Consider the following 18,387-nt stretch of genomic DNA (forward strand, 5'->3'; position numbering starts at 1 on the left):
AACCGACCTCGAATCGGGTTCTTTGCCGTTTCTTTCGACGGCTGTTTGTGGAATGCGCCCCGGGGTAGCTGCCAACTATGAGATTTTCACTGGGCGAAGTGGTCTCGACCTGGTGGGTGGAGGAACCGACAGCCACGGCGACCGGCGTGGCGCGGATGGGCGCGCTGCTGGGCCTCGCGCTGGCCGCCAAGGCCGCACAAGCACCGCTGTACGCCGTCGGAGCCGGGGCGCGGGCGGGCGCATCACTGTTGGACCTGGGGCGCGTCGATCTGCGGGATGAGGTCACGGCGCTGGTCGATCCGCATACGCGCCGCTCCCAGCGCCGGGTGGAAATGCACGAAGATCGTGCGACGGTGGAGGTGCGCGGGCTGGACTCGGGAAAGAGCCGGGTCGTCGCGCGGGCGCTGAAGAAGCAGTTGAGTCGGCGCGGGGCAGTGCGCTGGTGGCGGGTGAACGCGGTGACCGGCCGCGTGGTCGCCGCGCTCGCGCACGGCGCAGCGGACTTGCCCGACCTCTTGGCGGCCATCGAGTCGGTCGAGGCCGACGCCGCGGTCGAGGACCTGGACTGGAGCCGTGCCGCCGAACACCCCGCCGATCGAGAACCCTTGCTGGTGGCCGGGATCCAGATCGCGGGCGATGTATGCGCGATCGGTCTGTGCGCCGCGGGAGCGCTGCTGCCGCTGCACGGCCCGGCAAGGGCGTTGCGCGCGGCGGCCGCGTTCACCGATACCCAGCCGCGTGTGCGTGGTCTGCTGGAGGAACGGCTCGGCCGTTCACGGACCGATCTGGTGCTCAGCACGGCCAACGCTGTCGGCAACGCTCTCGGCAACAGCGCCGCCGGGGGGACGGCCAACCTGATGGTCGACACCGTGCAGCGAAGCTTGATGCTGGCCGAGGCGTTGGCCAGGTACGTGCAATGGCGGAGCTGGGAGGCCGACATGGGCAGCCGCCCTGCGGAGGTGTCCGAGCCATTGCTCGCGCACTCCCGCGTTGTCGAGATGCCCCAGGGGCCGGTCGAACGAGTCGCGGACGAGGCGGCCGCGGGCTCGCTGGTCGGCGCTGTGACCACCGTGCTCGGCGGACGAGGCCTCGCCGACGCGGCGGACGCGCTGGAATTGGGTGCGCCGAAGGCGGCGCGGGCGAGCCGGGAGGCCTACAGTGCCGCGGTGTCGGTCCAGTTGGCTCGGGCAGGCGTGCTCACGCTGCACCCGGTGATCTGGCGGCGACTGGATCGACTGTCGGCGCTGGTCGTCGATGGGGAGTCGCTGCTCACCTCGCGCCCGGTCGTGCTCGACGCCGAATCGACCGACGAGGAGTGGTCGGTCGCCGACGTCTGGAGTGCCGGCCAGTGCCTGCTGCAGATGCCGACCGACGAGAGCACCGGCGGTGACCCGAAGCCGTCGTCAGCCGACACTGCCGATCGCCGATCCTCGCGCGGCGGCCGCACGCTGCGGCTGGTGCAGGCCGGTACCGGAAACCCCGACCGAGGGGGGACCGTGCGCCCCGTGTGGCGGGACCTGCGCGCGAACGACAGACCGGTCGGGCGGGTCATGATCGGACGCGAACTCGATCGGCGAGCGCACGCGGTACTCGGCGAAGCGCGCGGTGCAGGCCTGCGCGTGATCCTGGTCGCGAGTGCGGACGCCGCCGAGTTGCGTTCGGAGTCGGACGAATTCGTCGCCCCTGGTCGCTCACTGACCAAGCGGGTGCACGACTTGCAGCGCGACGGTCATGTGGTCGCCGTACTGAGTCCCTGTGCGCACAAGGCACTGGCGTCGGCCGATGTGGCGATCGGGCTCGCGCAACGGGAAAACGGAGCGCCGCAGGTGCCCTGGTCCGCCGACGCGGTCTGCCGTGACCTGAGCCAGGTGCATCGAGTCCTGGCCAGCATCATTCCGGCCCGGCAGGTGAGCGAGCGCGGCCGCTCGCTGGCCCTGTCGGCGGCCGCTCTCGGCGGTCTGCTGCTGGCCGTCGCGCCGTCGCGCCGCGGCCGGACCTCCCCCGTGACCGCCGCGCACTACACCGGCCTGCTGACCGGCGCCTACAGCGGATGGCGCGCAGCGCGCGGCGGCCGGCAACCCATGCTCGCGCCGCTGCTGCCCTGGCACGCGCTCGAACCCCATGAGGTGCTGAGCCGGTTGCCCGAACCCAGCCCGCCGGGCGACCGCGCCGAGCCCGCACGATCGGCCCGTGTTCCGGCGCTCACCGTGTTGACCTCCGCGGCGTCGTTTCTCGGTCATCTGCGCCGCGAACTGGCCGATCCGCTCACCCCGATCCTCGGGGTCGGTGCGGTCGCCACCGCGATCCTCGGCGCGCCGTCGGACGCGGTGCTGCTCTCGTCGGTGCTCGCGGTGAACGCCGTGGTCTCCGCTCGCCAGCGCCAGCGTGCGGAGGGCGCGCTGCACCGGCTGTTCGAGGGAGAACAACTCACCGGTCGCCTGATCGATCGCGCCGCGACGCACGAGGACGAGCCGCACGAACGCGTCGTGCCCGCGAGCCTGCTCACCATCGGGGACGTGCTGGTGGTGCGAGCAGGGGATGTGGTCCCTGCCGATGCGCGTCTGCTCCGCGCGGACGACTTGGAGATGGACGAATCCGGCCTGACCGGTGAATCGGTGACCGTCGAGAAGCAGGTCGCCGCCACGCCCGGCGCGGTCCTGGGTGAACGCGCCTGCATGGTCTTCGAAGGCAGCACCGTGGTCAACGGCACTGGCTGCGCGGTCGTCGTGGCCGTCGGCGCCGATACCCAGGCAGGGCGTGCCACGGCGGGCGCCATTCCACCCGAAAAGGGCGGTGTGCAAGCGCAATTGCGGCAACTGACCGACCGTGCGCTGCCGATGACGTTGACCGGCGGCAGCATCGTCACCGCGTTGGGAGTGCTTCGGGGCAGGGTGCTGCGGACCGCGATCGCCGATGGGGTAGCGGTCGCGGTCGCGGCGGTGCCCGAGGGTTTGCCACTGGTGGCCACGGTGGCTCAGCTCGCGGCCGCGCGCCGACTCTCCCGGCACGGCGTGCTGGTCCGCGCAAGCCGGACCGTCGAGGCGCTGGGCCGAGTCGACACCCTGTGCTTCGACAAGACCGGCACGCTCACCGAAGGAAGGCTGCGTCTGACCACGGTCGCGGACCTGGAGGGGCAGTGGTCCCCGAACGCCGACACCGACGACGCTCGCCGACTGCTGCGCGCGGCGGCCCGTGCCTGTCCCGATCCCGCCGAAGGCCCGGTCGTGCACGCCACCGACCGTGCGGTGCTGGACGCCGCCGCCGACGTCCTCGACGACGACGCCCGCCGCTGGGATCCGATCGAGGAGATCCCCTTCGAGTCCAACCGCGGGTACGCCGCCGTCCTCGGCCACACCTCTCGTAAGCTGCGGCTGATCGTGAAGGGCGCGCCCGAGGTGGTCCTGCGGCGCTGCACCCGGGTGCGGCTGCCCGGCACGGACAGCGCACCACTCGATGACCGGACACGCGATCGCGCCGAGCAGGCGGTCCGTGATCTCGCCGAGCAGGGTTTGCGCGTGCTGGTGGTGGCGCATCGCGACCTGCGCAGCGAACCCGATGACGTGGAGAGGATGGTCGGCGACCTCACACTGCTCGGCTTCCTCGGACTTGCCGATACGCCGCGCCCGCAGACCCTTCCCCTCGTCGCCGCCTTGCAGCACAACGACATCAGCGTCCGCATGATCACCGGCGACCACCCGGTGACAGCCGCGGCGGTCGCCAGGCAACTCGGCATCGCGGCGCGCGAAGTGATCACCGGCGCCGATCTGGATGGTCTGGACGACACCGCACAGGCCGAGCTGATCGAACGCGGCACTGTCTTCGCCAGGGTCGGTCCCGAGCAGAAGGTGCGCATCGTTGCGGCGCTTCGACGCGCGGGCCACGTAGTCGGCATGACCGGCGACGGCAGCAACGACGCCGCCGCGATCCGCACCGCCGATGTCGGAATCGGTGTCGCCGCCCAGGGTTCGGCCGCCGCACGCAATGCTGCCGACTTGGTGCTCACCCGCCCCGACCCGCTGGCCCTGTTGCATGCGCTGCTGGAGGGCCGGGGAATGTGGCAACGGGTCACCGACGCCGTCGGCGTTCTGGTCGGCGGCAACGCGGGCGAAGTAGCGTTCACGCTGTACGGCACCGCCCTCAGCGGACAGGCACCGCTGCGAACCCGCCAATTCCTGCTGGTGAACATGCTGACCGATATGTTCCCCGCCCTTGCCCTTGCGCTGTCTCGCGACCGGGACGCGGTCGTTTCGGGTGACACGGACGATCCTCCGGCACGGGCGCAGCGGCTGGCCGAACAGCTCGCCGAGATCCCGCCGGCGCACTTGGGCGCTGACCTGGTGCGCGGGCTTGCCGTGCGCGGGATCGCGACGACCGTCGGCGCTTCGGTCGCCTGGACCATCGGCCACTACACCGGCACCCAGCGCCGGGCCGCCACCATCGGCCTGGTCGCCCTCATCGGCACGCAGCTCGGACAGACATTGCTTTCCGGATACCGCAGCCCGCTGGTGTGGATCACGACCGCGGCCAGCGGAGCGGTGCTCGCCGCCGTGGTGATGACACCGGGGCTGTGTAGATACTTCGGATGTAGGCCTCTGGGTCCGGCGGGGTGGACAACCGCGATGACCTCCGCGGCGGCGGCCACCGCCGGTGCGGCGTTCCTGCCTCGGCTCCTGCCTACACCGGTCGCGGACTAGGCCCGATCGTGGATCGGCGTGCTGGTTGCCGGGTGTTCGGTTGTCGGTAGTCCCGCGCCGGAGTTCGCCGCAGGGCGCTGGTGTGGTCCGTGGTCGGGGACCTACCTGGTATCCGGAGCGCCAATCGACCGGAAGACCCTGGTTTCCCCACCGCCGGTGCGGCGTACTTTCCTGCGGGCGACGAGTTCGATGGTGACCGCGACGGCGCAGGATTGTGCCAAGAGCAGTCCGATCAGCACGAGGATCTGGACCGCCGCGGCCTGGGCGGGCGAGCCGCTGGCGAGCAGGACACCGACGAACGCACCGGGCAGGGTGACCAGGCCGACGGTGCGGGTCTGGTCCACGCCGGGCAGCAGGGCATCGCCGGCGGTGGGCCGAATGATTTCCAGGCGGGCCTCGCGGTCGGTGAATCCGAGGCCGAGGGCGGCTTCGACTTCACCCCGGCGCTGTTCGATCGCGTCCAGGGCGCGTCGCGCGGCGAGTGATGTCGCGGTCATGGTGCCGCCGAGGATGATTCCGCCGATCGGCACCAGGGCCACACCAGTGAGCGGGACGACGCCGCTGAGCAGCAGCGCCGGGAGCACCGCGCCCAGACCGGCGCCGAGTGCGAGAGCCAACCAGGTCGCCGACCGGCCTGCGCGGGCGCGCCGCGCCGCCGTCGCGACGGCCGCGGCGAACATGACCGCCAGCATGAGGATCGATGACCACAGCTGTGCCAGGGCCGCGGCGAGGACCAACGCGACCGCGGCGAGCTGGGCGGCGCCGCGTGTGGCCGCGCCCGGCGCCACCGACCCCGGGCCGAGTCCGGCGATCCAATATACCCCCGCCGCCGCGACCATCATGACCGTGCACAGCATCGCCAACCCGATTCCGGGCGTCACGGCGGCATTCACCTGCGCACTCCTCTCATGATGTGGCCGGGGTCCCGTGAAGTACGGATGGCCGCTTGTGACTGCCCACGCTATCCGCAGTCACGGGCGGCGCCTGCACTGGAGTTTCGCTCGGCCGCTTCGCGGAGAGCCGGACCTGCGATGTTTGCCGGTTGCCCGTATGAACGCGGATCCGGGTCCGTCTCCTCCGGGGTTTACCGTCGGTTGCAGAGCAGTGCCGGACCGCGATTCGGCACTCCGCCGTGAGATTTGCAGGTCAGCGGGCGGCTGTCGGTACTCACCGCAGCTATGCGATTCAGCCGCGCCTTCCACCGAAGACCATTTTCGGGCTTTTCCCGTCACTGCGGGGCTTGCCCAGGGGTGTTTACTGAGAGGAACGGCCGAGTTCGCCGATGGCCGTTCGAGGTATGTATGCCGGTGTGGCGACTACGCGAGTTCCGTGACGATGATTTGGATCAGGCGATCCAGATCTGGGAGCAGAGCCGTGTGCCGACCGCGGACGAGCCGGTCTTCGCGCTGGCGGAGGTGATGGCGGCCGCGCGAGCGAGACAGTCCGCGGTGGTGGCCGAGGTCGGTGGCGAGATGGTCGGGCTGGCGGTCGCCCAATTCCAGGGCGAGCGGGCCTGGGTCCTGCTGGTGGCGCTGGCGGCGCGGTGGCGGCACCGCGGCATCGGCAGCGCACTGCTCGCCGAACTGGAGCGGCGGCTGCGGTCCAACGGCGTGCGGCGGATCTGCACCCTCCTGCCCGAGGGCGCCCCCGGATCCGCGGCATTCGAGAATTCCGGGTACCTGCGCCGGGCCGGCCTCGTCTACTACGAGCTGCTCGAGCCGTTGGCGCCCGCGAAGTCCACCCTGCTGACCGAACTGGGCGGGCGGCTGCTCCCACCGGGACTGTGGCAGTCGATGGCAGGGATGGATCGTGAGAAGGAGGTCATCGAACGCCGGATCGTGCTGCCGTTGGCGAACCCCGATGTGGCCGAGCGTTATCGGGTTTTGCCGCCCAAGAGCGTCATCCTGTTCGGGCCACCGGGGACTGGTAAGACCAGCTTCGCGAAGCCGGTCGCGTCGCGACTCGGCTGGCCGTTCGTCGAGTTGTTCCCGTCCCGGTTGGCTGCCGCGGCGACGGGAGGGCTTGCGGCTTCGCTACGCGAGGTATTCGCCGACCTGGCCGAACTCGACGAGCTGCTGTTGTTCATCGACGAGGTCGAGGAGATCGCGGTCGCGCGTTCGGGTCCGGCGACGAGCGCCGCGCACGGCGTCACCAACGAGCTGCTCAAGCTGATACCGGCGTTCCGGGAGAACTACAGCCGCCTGCTGATCTGCGCGACGAACTCGGTCCGCTCGTTGGACTCGGCATTCCTGCGGCCCGGTCGATTCGACTACGTGATTCCGGTCGGCTCGCCGGACGCACCCGCACGGAACGCGATCTGGCGACGGTATCTGGGCCCCGTCGCCGAAACCATCGACCTCGACCGTTTGGTCGACGCCACGGCGCAATTCACTCCCGCCGACATCGAGTACGCGGCCCGCGCCGGCGCACAGTCCGCGTTCGAACGCGCAATGCGCGACGACACCGGCGAACCCGCGAGCACCGAGGACTATTTGACCGCCGTCGCCCACACCCGACCGACCCTGACAGCCGAGATCCTGACGGCGTTCGAGCAGGACCAGAAGGACTACACCCAACTGTGAGAGCGCAGCTCGATTACCCGAGAGGTAATGGTCGAGGCCGCTCGTCGTTCGTAGGATCGGCGGAGTGAGTACCTCAACGGTCGGTGACCTACTGCGACATTGGCGCCTGGAACGCAGGCTGAGCCAGCTGGAATTGGCCGGGCGCTCCGACACCTCGGCACGGCATTTGAGTTTCATCGAGACCGGACGCGCCACGCCGAGCCGAACCATGATCGTGCACCTGTCCGAGCACCTGGAGATCCCGTTGCGTGAACGCAACCGCGTGCTGCTCGCCGCGGGCTACGCCCCCGTCTACGCGGAACCCGCTCTGGACACGGTCGCCATGGACGCGGTCCGCGGCGCAATGCGCCAGATCCTGGCCGGGCACGAGCCCTACCCAGCGCTGGCCATCGATCAGAACTGGACGATGATCGACGCGAACGGCGGCGTGGGACTGCTGCTCACGGGCATCGACCCGGCGCTGGCGACCCCGCCGGTGAACGCCCTGCGCCTGAGCCTGCATCCCGACGGGATGGCCGGCCGCATCGCCAACCTCGCCGAATGGCGCGGCCACATTTTCGCCCGTCTGGGGCGGCAGGCCGAGGTCACCGGTTCCCCGGAGCTGGCCGATCTCCTCGACGAGCTGCGCTCCTATCCCGGTGGCGAGGTCGAGCTGACCCTCCCCGAACCCGATCAGGCGGTCGTCCCGCTGCGGATCGAGCACGAGGGGGCGGAGCTGTCGTTTCTCAGTGTCACGACGGTGTTCGGAACTCCGATGAACATCACGGTCGCCGAACTGGCCATCGAGTCGTTCTTCCCCGCCGACGAGGACACCATGAAGCGCCTCGCCGCGACCGCCCGATGAAGCTCTCCGAGCGTCTCGCCGCCCGTCTCGGCCCGGTTCGCGGCGTCACCGACCTCGGCTCGCGCCACGCGTGGACGCTGTACCGCGCCGAATTGATGGACGGCCGAACTGTTTTCGTCAAAGCCGCGGCAGCGCCGACGCCGGTTTTCGCAGCGGAGGCGGCGGGCCTGGCCTGGCTGGCCGCTGCCGATCGGGAAGCCGAACGTCGGTCTGGCCCGGACGAATCGGTGCTTGGTTCGACGTGGAACCACGACGGCGATTCGAGCGCTGCCGAGTCCGGTACTGCTCGTCCTAACGCGACCGCGGGGCGCGGGACGATGCCCCTGCCGCAGGTGCTTGCCGCCGACGATCGGATGCTGGTGCTGCCCTGGCTGGCCGAAGCCGGGCCGACACCCGCGGCCGCCGAGCGATTCGGGCGCGAACTCGCCGCACTGCACGCAAAGACACCCGGACGGTTCGGTGCGCCGTGGCCGGGCTGGATCGCAACGCTGCCACTGTCCAACACTCCGACGGCCGGACCATGGTCGCAGTGGTACGCCGAGCATCGCCTCGCACCGTACCTGCCGCGCGCGGCCGCGCACCTGGGCGAGGACGGAGTCCGCCTGCTGGAGCGCGTCATCGACCGCATCGATGCTTTGGCCGGTCCTGCGGAGCCCGCGGCCCGCATCCACGGTGACCTGTGGTCGGGCAACCTGCTGTGGACCGTCGAGCGCGTGCTGCTCGTCGACCCCGCGGCGCACGGTGGCCACCGGGAGACCGACCTCGCGATGCTCGCGCTCTTCGGCGCCCCGCACCTGGATCGCATCCGCGCCGCCTACCACGAGACGTATCCGCTCGCCGAGGGGTGGCGAGCACGCATTCCGCTGCACCAGTTGCATCCGCTGTTGGTGCACGTCGTGCTGTTCGGTGCGGGCTACCGCGCCCAGACTCTCGCGGCGGTCACGGCCGCCCTCGCCGAATAGCGCCGAGACGACCGGATGCGCCAGGTGTTCGGGCATCCACGTGCGCGGGGATGGTCGGCCATCCGCGTTGCCGTGCGTGTCCTGCCGAGACGGACAGTTCGAGGCGGCCGATCCGGCGTTGCCGACGCCGAGCGCACAGCGACGCCGTCCCAGTGTTCAGCCGTCGACCCGCGCGATGACCTTCTCCGCGAATCGGGACAGGTTGGCGAGCTTCGTGTCCAGCGGCTCGGTGTCCTGCTCGGTGGTGTAGGGCAGTCGGAACCCGACGATCACGTCGGTGACGCCCTTGTCCTCCAATCGTTTGATCCCGTCGACGGTGAATCCGTCCAGCGAGATGACGTGCACCTCGAAGTCCTTGCGCGTTCCGTACTCGGCCCGCATGGCGTCGAGTTCGGCCAGCAGCCGGTCGAGTTCGGCGCCGTCGCCGCCCGCGTGCATCCACCCGTCGCCACGCTGCGCGGCGCGCCGCAGCGCGGCCTTGCTGTGCCCGCCGATCAGGATCGGCATCGGTTCGGTGGGTACCGGGCTGATCTTGATCGGCGGAATGTCGTAGAACGCGCCGTGGAATTCGAAGTAGCCGCCCGCCGACAGCCCGCACGATGTCGATGCACTCGTCCATGCGTGCGCCGCGCTTCTCGAACGGCACCCCCATGATCTCGAAATCGTCCGGCCAGGGGCTGATTCCGACGCCGAGCCCGAACCGGTTGCCGCTGAGCGCGGCGACCGAGGCGGCCTGTTTGGCCACCAGCACCGGAGGTCGGATCGGCAATTTCACCACGAACGGCGTGAAGCGCAACGTGGTCGTCACCGCCGCCATCGCCGCACTCAGGACGAACGCCTCGATGAACGGCTTGTCCTCCAGGAACTCCCGGCTCCCGTCGGGGGTGTAGGGGTATTGCGCGTCCGAGTCCTTCGGATACGCCACGCTGTCCGCCACCGACATCGAGGTGTATCCCGCCTCCTCGGCGGCCTTGGCCAGCGGCAGGTAGTACGACGGGTCGATCATCGTCTCGGCGTAGGTGAAACGCATGTCAATCGCCTTCCTGGCGCGTCGAGCGCGCCGTATGGCCGCGGCACGGTGCCCGCGGAACGAGGCCTCGCCGAGGCGCCTACTGCCATGGATTGGTGAAACCTTCCGGGATCAGGTGGTCGAACATCGCCTTCATCTCGTCGGATAGCCGCATCAGTTCGACGTGCGAGCCGATCGGGCCGCCGTCGAGGTACGCGAATTCCATGCCGATGCCGTCGAACCTGCCGTGTGCCACGATCTCGGCGCCCGCGGCGCGAGCGTGCGCGAGTGCGGTGTCGTAGTTGTCGGGCACCCAGGCGACGTGGTGCAGACCGGGTCCGACGCGATCGAGATGCTCGGCGTACAGGCTCACCCCGCCGCGCGGCTCGATCAGCTCCAGCTGCTGGCCGCCCGCATAGCCGAGCGCGACACTGATCGTGTAATCGGCTGGTGCGCCGCGTAATTCACACTCCTCGGGACCGAAGTGCACATCTGGAACGGTAAACCAGCTCGAGACCCCGTACCGCTCGGTGAACGCACGCTGAGCTGCGGTGATGTCCCGAACCACCCAGCACAGCTGGAAGATCGGGCCGTTGGCGATCATCGGCATGCTCCGGTTCGGCTCGTCAGGTTCGGGAACCAGCGATAGGCGGCGTCGAGGGACACAGCACTGGTGACGACCGCCACATTATCCACGCCGTCGTACTCGTCTGCCACTGGTCCGGCCAGGCCGGGCAGCTATGTCCGTTGTCGTCCGGTGTAATGCTGACTCGAGCGCGCCACGGCCGGGTGGGCGTGCGGCGTGGAGCGTGGCGATACGCGAGGAACGCGCTACGTCCTCGCTGGATCCAGCTGCGAATCGCCGGGCAACGAGCCCGGGCTCAGATGCGCCATGACAGTGTGCATTTCACGTTCGATGACCGAGGCGACATGATGCAGACCAGCGAGGCGAAGCTCGGCGATTCGCTCACGTATCGCGTCGATACCGAATTCGACTGCTACATCCTCGAGTCCGAGGCGGTGACTGCGCCTTTCAGTACTTCCGTCAGCTGCCTGCCGTCTATTCGGGGGCGACAACAGCATCCCGCTTGCCTCCTCGGACTTTCCGCAATTTCTCTACTGGACCCGCTCCAGTCTAGGGCTGATGTTCATGCATCTGCAAGAACATCCGGGACGAAAGCCCTGACGGGGCGCCTTTCCGGCTCAGTGAGATGAATTGCTCGTCAACCTCTGTCAGCCGGGTGTCACTCATTCCGGCTTCGGTGACCACGGGATGCGCGCTCGCGTGCCGACTGCCGCGAGGCCCGACGGGGCGATGACGATAAGACGTCGGTCGAGCGGCGCCTCAGTCGCAGACGGTGAGCCGGTCCAGCAGCTGTTCCACGTTGGCGTGGAGATCTGCTGCGGCGTCGGGGTTTCCGCCGAGTTTACGGAGCAGCGCTTGCTGGAACATGCCGTCGAAGACGGCGTAGGCGGTGCCCGGGGATACCGCGGGAGTCGCGTCGGCGAGTTCGGTGTAGCGGCTGACGACGCGCCAGATCATGTCTTCACGACGCTGGTCGATCTCGAGCACGTCGTCGCGGAAGGACTCCTCGAACAGACTCTGGTTGCGCAGGTCGTACCAGAGTCGGTGGAGGTGGGCGTCGGTATGGAGGGTGGCGGCCATGGCGGCGGCGAAGCCATTGCGCAGTTCTTCGGAAGTCTGTGCGTCGGCGACGACTTCGTCGTAACGAGTCACGCAGATGACCTCGTATTGGCGGACCGCATGGGTGATGAGGTCGTTCTTGTCGCTGAAGTAGTAGTGCAGCACGCCGTGGGAGAACTCGGAGTTCTGTGCGATCTCCCGCAGGCTGGTGCGGGCATAGCCGAGTTCGGCGAGGGTGTGCAGTGCCGTAGCGGCCAGCTGGGCCCGGCGCTCACCGAACTTGTCGACCCGGCGGCGTGATATCCGCTCCCGGCTCGTCTCGACGATCTCGGTCACCGTGGACTTCTTCCCGTCTTCTCGCCCGCTGTCTGCGGGCACACCTGCAGTTTATCGCGAGGTCGGCGCGGTCGCCCCGCAAGCTTTGGACAGTCGTCAAGAAAAATCTTGACGACTGTCAAAATTTCTATAGGCTGTGATCCACGTCGCACTCTCCGGCTCGGTCCCAGAGCGGAATCCGGTGATGGTGGCGGCCGAAATGAGCGTTCATCTCGAGGAGGAGATGTCGGATGAGTAGGTATGACCTGGTCGGACGCAAGGCGTTGGTTACCGGTGGGGCGCGCGGGCTCGGGGCCGGGATGGCCGAGGCGCTGGCGCGCGCCGGTGCGGCCGTTGCTATCGGTGATGTCCGAGAAGACCTCGGGAAGGACACCGTCGAGTCGCTCCGCAGTTCCGGCGCCACCGCCGAGTTCGTTCCGCTGGACGTGACCGACGATTCCGCATGGGAGCAGGCCACGGCCGACGTCGTCGATGCGCTCGGCGGGCTGGATATCGTGGTCAACAACGCGGGGATCGAGATCACCCGTTTGATCGTCGATCTCGATCCCGACGAGATTCGCCGCATGCTCGAGGTGAACGTGCTCGGCACCGCACTGGGCATCAAACATGCCTTCCGTGCGATGCGGTCCGGCGGTCCGGCGGGTCAGGGTGGGGCGATCGTCAATATCGCATCGGTCGCCGCGACCATCGCGTTCCCAGGCATTGCCGTGTATTCGGCGACGAAGTCCGGTGTCGATCGGCTCACGAGGGTCGCGGCCATGGAATCGGGCAAGCTGGGCTACGGCGTCCGCGTCAATTGTGTTTATCCCGGGCTCGTTCCTACCGCGATGGGCAGTCAGCTTGCCCAGGACGTGGCGGACATCGGGCTGTTCGGCAGTCCAGAGGAGGCGGTCGGCGCGGTGGTGGGGCTGACTCCCCAGGGGCGGCTGGGCGAGGTCTCCGACATGGCCGATGCCGTGGTGTTCCTGGCTTCGGACGCGGCCCGCTTCATCACCGGGGTCGGCCTGCCGGTCGATGGCGGCATGGGCATGTGACCGCAGTCAGGCACACCGGCTATCACGAAAGGTTCGATTTCCATGAGCACTGACAAGCCCGTCATCGTCTACGGCGCCTCCGGCTACACCGGCCGGTTGGTGTGTGAATACCTGCGCGAGTTCAATGTTCCCTTCGTCGCGGCTGGACGCGACAAGGTGCGCATCCAGCAGGCAATAGACCAGATCCCCGGTATCGAGACCGCCGACTACGAGGTGGTCGAGGTCGCACATGAGGTCGCCTCGCTGACCGAGCTGTTCCGCGGGGCCCGCGTCGTCTGCAACACGGTGGGGCCGTTCTCGCAGTATGGCCGGGAGGTCGTCGAGGCGTGCCTCGACGCAGGGTGTCATTACCTGGACACCACCGGCGAACAGGACTGGCTGATCGACTGCGACGAGAACTACGGCCAGCGGATGGCAGACCGGGAACTGTTACTGTCGCCGGGTCTCGCACATATGTATACGACGGGTGAGATCGCCGCCAATATCTGCTTGGAGACCCCCGGCCTGGATACGCTCGATATCCAGGTGTTCTGGAAGGGATTCCCGACGATCGCGTCGACGCGGACCATCCTGGTCAACGCGGCGCTGTCGAAGGCCTATTACCTGGAGCAGAACCAGTACGTGGAATGGCCCGCCGATGCCGGACTGTACGACGTGGTGGTACCGGGGCAGCATCAGACCGAGCTTGCGCTGCCGTGGGGCGGCACGTCGCATCCGGTGTGGTTCAAACGCGACCCGCGGGTGGCCAACGTCAAGGTGCTGGGCGGGGTTTTCAACCGGGCGCTGATGCAGGGTGTGCCACAGATCGTGGCGGGCGTCGTCGAACAGGTGAAGGATCTTTCGCAGGAACAGAAGTACAAGGTGCTCGCCGAGCAGGCGGCGGGCGTGATGAACGAGATGCCGCCGCGAGAGAATCCGCGGATCAACACCTCCCTGGACTCGGTGTACGCGTCGGGCCCCCTGGGGCGCGCACACTGCGTCATCTACGGCAATTGCAACTACAAGCAAACCGGCCTGTTGCAGGTGTACGCGGCGTACACGCTGCTGCAGACCTCGCCGAAGCGTGCCGGTTTCGCTTCCGGCTGCCAGGCGTTCGGCCATCGTGAGCTGCTGGGTGTACTGCGCGGTTTCGGGCTCGTCATGCAGCCGGTCCTGACCGTGCACAGCTGACCGGGCCCCGGCTGTCGGCGCACCTCCGAAGCAGTGGGTCGCGCCGGCCGCCGGGTTCGCGAATTACGCTTTCCGACTTGTGTTTTCGACGATAGAGGATCATCCGTGCGTTTGACCGACTACCTCGACAAGGGTGCCACGCTCGGCGCGGCCGCACCCTGCCTGACCATGAACGGCCAGACGCTGACCTACGGCGCGGTCCAGCGGCTTTCCTGGCAGGTCGCTCGCGCGCTGGACCGGTCCGGGGTGCGTCCTGGCGAGAAAGTAGCGATACTGTCGGCCAACAACGCGGTCGCGTTCGGTTGCGTTTTCGGTATTGCGCGGGCGGCCGCGGTGTGGTGCCCGATCAATCCCCGCAATGAGGCCCACGAAAACCGGGACCTGCTGGACCTCTTCGACTGCACGTGCCTGATCTTCCAGGATTCGTTCGCGCCGCTGGTCGCCACGATCGTCGGGGATCTGCCGAAACTGGCCACACTGATCAGTCTGGACGGCAGTGCGGTTCCCGATGCCGTCCCGTTCGACGAATGGATCCGCGGAGTTGGGGAAGAGCCGTGGCAGGCCGAGCCGATCGATGACATCGCTCTGCTGGTCGGTACCGGGGGAACAACCGGGCGTTCCAAAGGGGTGGTGCTGACCGGGCACAATATCGAGACGATGTCGGCGCTGACGCTGATGAGCTACCCCCTCGAGGGCCGCCCGCGCTACCTCGCGCTGGCGCCGCTGACCCACGCGGCCGGGGTACTGTGCTTCCCTGTTCTGGCGCTGGGTGGCGAGATCGTCGTCATGCCCGCGCCGGACCTGGGGGAGTTCCTGTCGCTGGTGCCGCGGCACCGGATAACGCACACCTTCCTGCCCCCGACCCTGATATACCTGCTGCTGGATCATCCTGCCCTCGCCACCACCGATCTGAGCTCCTTGCAATGCCTGTGGTACGGCGCGGCACCCATGTCGGTGGCTCGTCTCGAAGAAGCCCTCGGACGGATCGGACCGGTGATGGCGCAACTGTTCGGGCAGTCCGAAGCGCCGATGATGATCTCGACTCTGGCGCCACGGCAACACTTCCGCGCCGACGGGTCCCTCGCCCGCGAACGCCTGTCCTCGGTCGGACGGCCTACGCCACTGACCCAAGTCGCGATCATGCACGACGACGGCACCCTGCTGCCCGCCGGGCAGCGCGGCGAGATAGTCGTCCGGGGTCCGCTGGTCATGGCCGGGTACTACAAGAACCCCGAAGCCACCGCCGACGCGGGCAGATTCGGATGGCACCACACCGGCGACATCGGCTACCTCGACGAGGACAACTACCTCTATATCGTCGACCGGGCGAAGGACATGATCATCACCGGCGGATTCAACGTCTACTCCGCCGAGGTCGAGCAGACGCTGCTGGCCCACCCGGCGGTCCAGGATTGCGCCGTGATCGGACTCCCCGACCCGAAATGGGGCGAACGGGTGACCGCAGTCATCCAGACCCGCGCCGGTCACACTGCCACCTCCGACGATCTCCGGGCTTTCGTCAAAGACCGCCTCGGCAGCGTGAAAACTCCCAAGCAGGTCGAGATCTGGCCCGACCTACCCCGCTCGAAGATCGGCAAAGTCCTCAAGACTGATATCAAGGCTCGGCTCGGCTGACCGGGAACTTGGGCGCCGGGTCGGAATCGAGGCGACTCACCGATCGTGACGTGGTCTTCTCCAGGTCCCGCTGGCGCTGTTGCCGTTCGAGTAGCCACTGGTCGGGCCGCTGACTTGGACGTCGTCGCTCGGTCCGGTTCGCGGTCCACGCGGAAGTGCCGAATTGCGCGTCAGGCATGACGAATTCGAGAAATCTATCCACGAGCGATCGTGTTCGGACTTGTTCCGACAAGTTTCGATGATGCCGCAATGCCGACGCGGCATGGGCGCAACGACCCGGGGGTGCCGCACTGCCCACTCGATAGCGATGTCGTTGGCGCGACAGCCAGCTTACTGCCGAAGCTCTCGGGGGCTTTTCGCTGTTCCGGTCGAGTCGGTGGCGCGGAGCCAGTCCCCGAGCACGTCGGCGGTGCGGGCGGGTTGGTCTTCGGTGGTGTAGGTGTGGCTATCGGCGATGGTCATCAATGGCGCACCGAGTCGGGCGGCGAACCGCCGCGCGTGGTCGAGCGGGAAGACAGGGTCCTCGGACGCCCACGCCAGCAGCACCGGTTTGTCGAAGCGTGTGGTGAGTTCCTCGGCTGCGGCCCGACTGAATCGCGCCGACACACTGCCGATGGCCTTACGGCCGTCCACCCGGATGGCTGGATCGTTCAGCACCGGGCGGATGTAACTGTTCATCACGCGCGCGTCGATCGGATATTTGGCCAGCCAGCCGTACGTGTTTCGCCATCGCCAGGTTCGGCGCACCCGCAACACCTGATACAGCGCCCGGTAACTGACTGGATGCACCGCGGTGGCTTTGAGCAGCCCGAATCCGCCGGGCGTCGGCGGCCACGTGCAGTCGGGTGTCTCGCAGTCGGTGAGCACCAGCCGGGCCAACCGATCGGGGTGTCGGGCGGCAGCGATCTGACTGTACGCACCGCCGGAGTCGTTGCCGACCAGGGTGACCGCACGCAAGTCGAGCGCCTCGAGGAATTCCGCGATCATCCGGGCAATGCCGATCGGTGTCAGATCCGCCTCGCGGTGCACCGGAATCAGGTGTGATCCCAGCGGCCAATCCGGTGTGAGGCAGCGGAATTCGTTGGTGAGCAACGGCACGAGCTTGCGCCAGATGTTCGCGTTGACCAGGTATCCGTGCACGAACACCAGCACCGGCCCGGACCCGGCATCGTGGTACACGATCGTGCCCGAGGACAAGTCGACTGCGCGGCGGTCGCCGAGGGACGGGTCGCGCCAGGTGGTGTCATTCATCGGCGCCTCCGCTGTATACGGCGGCGCACCGCCAGCGGCGCGATTCCGGACCGCCACCATGCCGCCCAAGCGCGTGGCCGCAGCGCGACGGTGCGCGCGAGCGGGGCCGAATCGAAGAACGACTCTCGCCGCCGCAGCCGTCCGTCGCTGTCCACCCGCAGCACGTCCACGGCCTGCCAGGTGAATGGCTCACCGCCCAGAGTGGCGCGAAAGCGGACATGAATGAAGATTGTCTCGTCGCGGCCCGCCCACTCCAGCACGTCCCCGCGCAAGTCCGGCAGCAGCGCCAACAGTCGTTCGGCCTCGCCCCACCAGGATGCGGGGCCTCGGCCGTCGCGCAACATCGGTTGCACCAGTTCGACATCCGGGTCGAGTAGGTCGTCCCATGCGTGCGGCCCCGGTTTGTCCCATCCGGCGGCAAACAGTTTCAGCACCTGTTCGTGCACCACTGGCCAGTCTGTCACCGGCTTCTCCTTCGCAATGACAACGAACCCGGATTCTTGCAATCATTACAATAAGTGTCCGACTACGCTAACAGTCCGATCGACTTCTTGCAATGACTACAAGACTGGAGCTTCGGTGGATCCACGAAAGCAGCGCACCATCGACGCGCTGATGCACGCTGCCCAGGAAATCTTCAGCGAACAATCCGTGGATGCCGTAACCGTGGAGGAGATCGCCGAACGCGCCGACGTGGCCGTCGGCTCGATCTACAACCACTTCGGATCGAAGGCAGGCCTGCATGCGGCCGTCATCCGACGTGCACTCGACGTCGACCGGCGCCACATGGACAACGCCTACACCGCGGACCGCGGACCGATCGAACAGCTCTACGCCGCGGCGGAGGAATACCTGCAGTTCTATCTGAGCAACCCGGAATACTTCCGGATGCTCGCCTTCCCCAACGCCCCCGGCCAATACGCCGCAGGTAGAGATCTCTCCGACCGACTCGCCCGATCGGTCGACGAGCAGAACAACCGCATGGTTCAAGCCCTGAACCGCGGTATCGACGAGGGGCATCTGCGCCCCATCGACCCGGTCGAGGTGGCCACCATCCTCTGGTCGGCCTGGAACGGTATCATCAGCCTCGCTTGGCGGCCGGACCGTCTGCACCGCAATGAAACCGAACTGCGCCAATTGCTGAAAACCGCAACCGAGATCATCGCCAACGGCCTCCTCTTCACGGACGCGTAGCTGAATGACGCTGGTCAACGGAGGGTGTTCA

General features: G+C 67.8%; 13 protein-coding genes and 1 pseudogene. 8 read left to right on the forward strand and 6 right to left on the reverse strand.

Annotated elements, in window-relative coordinates:
• Positions 1–77: 77 nt before the first annotated feature.
• Positions 78–4,694 (forward strand): HAD-IC family P-type ATPase, encoded by a 4,617-nt coding sequence (locus AB4Z47_RS07115; protein WP_441948871.1) that lies wholly within the window; start codon positions 78–80, stop codon positions 4,692–4,694.
• 101 nt (positions 4,695–4,795) lie between these two features.
• Here the strand turns inward: AB4Z47_RS07115 and AB4Z47_RS07120 are convergent, their stop codons facing one another.
• Positions 4,796–5,551, reverse strand: coding sequence for an ABC transporter permease (locus AB4Z47_RS07120; RefSeq protein WP_441949017.1), 756 nt, complete (start codon positions 5,549–5,551; stop codon positions 4,796–4,798).
• Between the two features lie 444 nt (positions 5,552–5,995).
• Here AB4Z47_RS07120 and AB4Z47_RS07125 point away from each other — a divergent pair, with 444 nt between their 5' ends.
• From AB4Z47_RS07125 to AB4Z47_RS07135, 3 genes are all read left to right on the forward strand, one after another.
• Positions 5,996–7,276: an ATP-binding protein gene (locus AB4Z47_RS07125; RefSeq protein ID WP_441948873.1), complete on the forward strand. Its 1,281-nt coding sequence runs from the start codon at positions 5,996–5,998 to the stop codon at positions 7,274–7,276.
• A 64-nt stretch (positions 7,277–7,340) separates the two neighbouring features.
• Positions 7,341–8,120 carry a helix-turn-helix domain-containing protein gene (locus AB4Z47_RS07130; protein ID WP_441948875.1) on the forward strand — a complete coding sequence of 260 codons (780 nt, stop codon included), beginning with the start codon at positions 7,341–7,343 and terminating at the stop codon, positions 8,118–8,120.
• Positions 8,117–9,082, forward strand: coding sequence for a fructosamine kinase family protein (locus AB4Z47_RS07135; protein ID WP_441948877.1), 966 nt, complete (start codon positions 8,117–8,119; stop codon positions 9,080–9,082). Before AB4Z47_RS07130 ends, AB4Z47_RS07135 begins: the two co-directional genes overlap by 4 nt.
• A 156-nt stretch (positions 9,083–9,238) precedes the next feature.
• Here the strand turns inward: AB4Z47_RS07135 and AB4Z47_RS07140 are convergent.
• The 3 genes and pseudogenes from AB4Z47_RS07140 to AB4Z47_RS07150 all read right to left on the reverse strand — a co-directional run bounded on the left by AB4Z47_RS07140 (position 9,239) and on the right by AB4Z47_RS07150 (position 12,072).
• A pseudogene (locus tag AB4Z47_RS07140) lies at positions 9,239–10,112 on the reverse strand (TIGR03619 family F420-dependent LLM class oxidoreductase).
• 79 nt (positions 10,113–10,191) lie between these two features.
• Entirely contained in the window at positions 10,192–10,695 is a 504-nt protein-coding gene (locus AB4Z47_RS07145; RefSeq protein WP_441948878.1) for a VOC family protein, read from the reverse strand.
• A 741-nt stretch (positions 10,696–11,436) separates the two neighbouring features.
• Positions 11,437–12,072 carry a TetR/AcrR family transcriptional regulator gene (locus tag AB4Z47_RS07150; protein WP_441949019.1) on the reverse strand — a complete coding sequence of 212 codons (636 nt, stop codon included), beginning with the start codon at positions 12,070–12,072 and terminating at the stop codon, positions 11,437–11,439.
• A 230-nt stretch (positions 12,073–12,302) separates the two neighbouring features.
• Between AB4Z47_RS07150 and AB4Z47_RS07155 the strand changes: the two genes are divergently transcribed.
• The 3 genes from AB4Z47_RS07155 (at position 12,303) to AB4Z47_RS07165 (ending at position 15,911) form a co-directional block, all read left to right on the forward strand.
• Positions 12,303–13,106, forward strand: a complete 804-nt coding sequence (locus AB4Z47_RS07155) for an SDR family NAD(P)-dependent oxidoreductase (protein WP_441948880.1) — start codon at positions 12,303–12,305, stop codon at positions 13,104–13,106.
• A gap of 42 nt (positions 13,107–13,148) precedes the next feature.
• Complete coding sequence (locus AB4Z47_RS07160; RefSeq protein WP_441948882.1) at positions 13,149–14,276, forward strand: DUF5938 domain-containing protein; 1,128 nt, start codon at positions 13,149–13,151, stop codon at positions 14,274–14,276.
• Positions 14,277–14,381: 105 nt separating this feature from the next.
• The gene (locus tag AB4Z47_RS07165; RefSeq protein WP_441948884.1) at positions 14,382–15,911 is read left to right on the forward strand and encodes an AMP-binding protein; all 1,530 of its coding nucleotides are present in this window, start codon (positions 14,382–14,384) and stop codon (positions 15,909–15,911) included.
• 330 nt (positions 15,912–16,241) lie between these two features.
• Here the strand turns inward: AB4Z47_RS07165 and AB4Z47_RS07170 are convergent, their stop codons facing one another.
• Positions 16,242–17,162, reverse strand: coding sequence for an alpha/beta fold hydrolase (locus tag AB4Z47_RS07170; protein WP_441948885.1), 921 nt, complete (start codon positions 17,160–17,162; stop codon positions 16,242–16,244).
• Complete coding sequence (locus AB4Z47_RS07175; RefSeq protein ID WP_441948887.1) at positions 17,159–17,626, reverse strand: nuclear transport factor 2 family protein; 468 nt, start codon at positions 17,624–17,626, stop codon at positions 17,159–17,161. The genes AB4Z47_RS07170 and AB4Z47_RS07175 overlap by 4 nt, the downstream gene beginning before the upstream one ends.
• Before the next feature lie 115 nt (positions 17,627–17,741).
• Here AB4Z47_RS07175 and AB4Z47_RS07180 point away from each other — a divergent pair, with 115 nt between their 5' ends.
• Positions 17,742–18,356, forward strand: coding sequence for a TetR/AcrR family transcriptional regulator (locus AB4Z47_RS07180; protein ID WP_441948888.1), 615 nt, complete (start codon positions 17,742–17,744; stop codon positions 18,354–18,356).
• Positions 18,357–18,387 lie beyond the last annotated feature (31 nt).

Origin of the sequence: Nocardia sp. 2TAF39, assembly GCF_052114905.1 — a bacterium.
Classification (GTDB): domain Bacteria; phylum Actinomycetota; class Actinomycetes; order Mycobacteriales; family Mycobacteriaceae; genus Nocardia.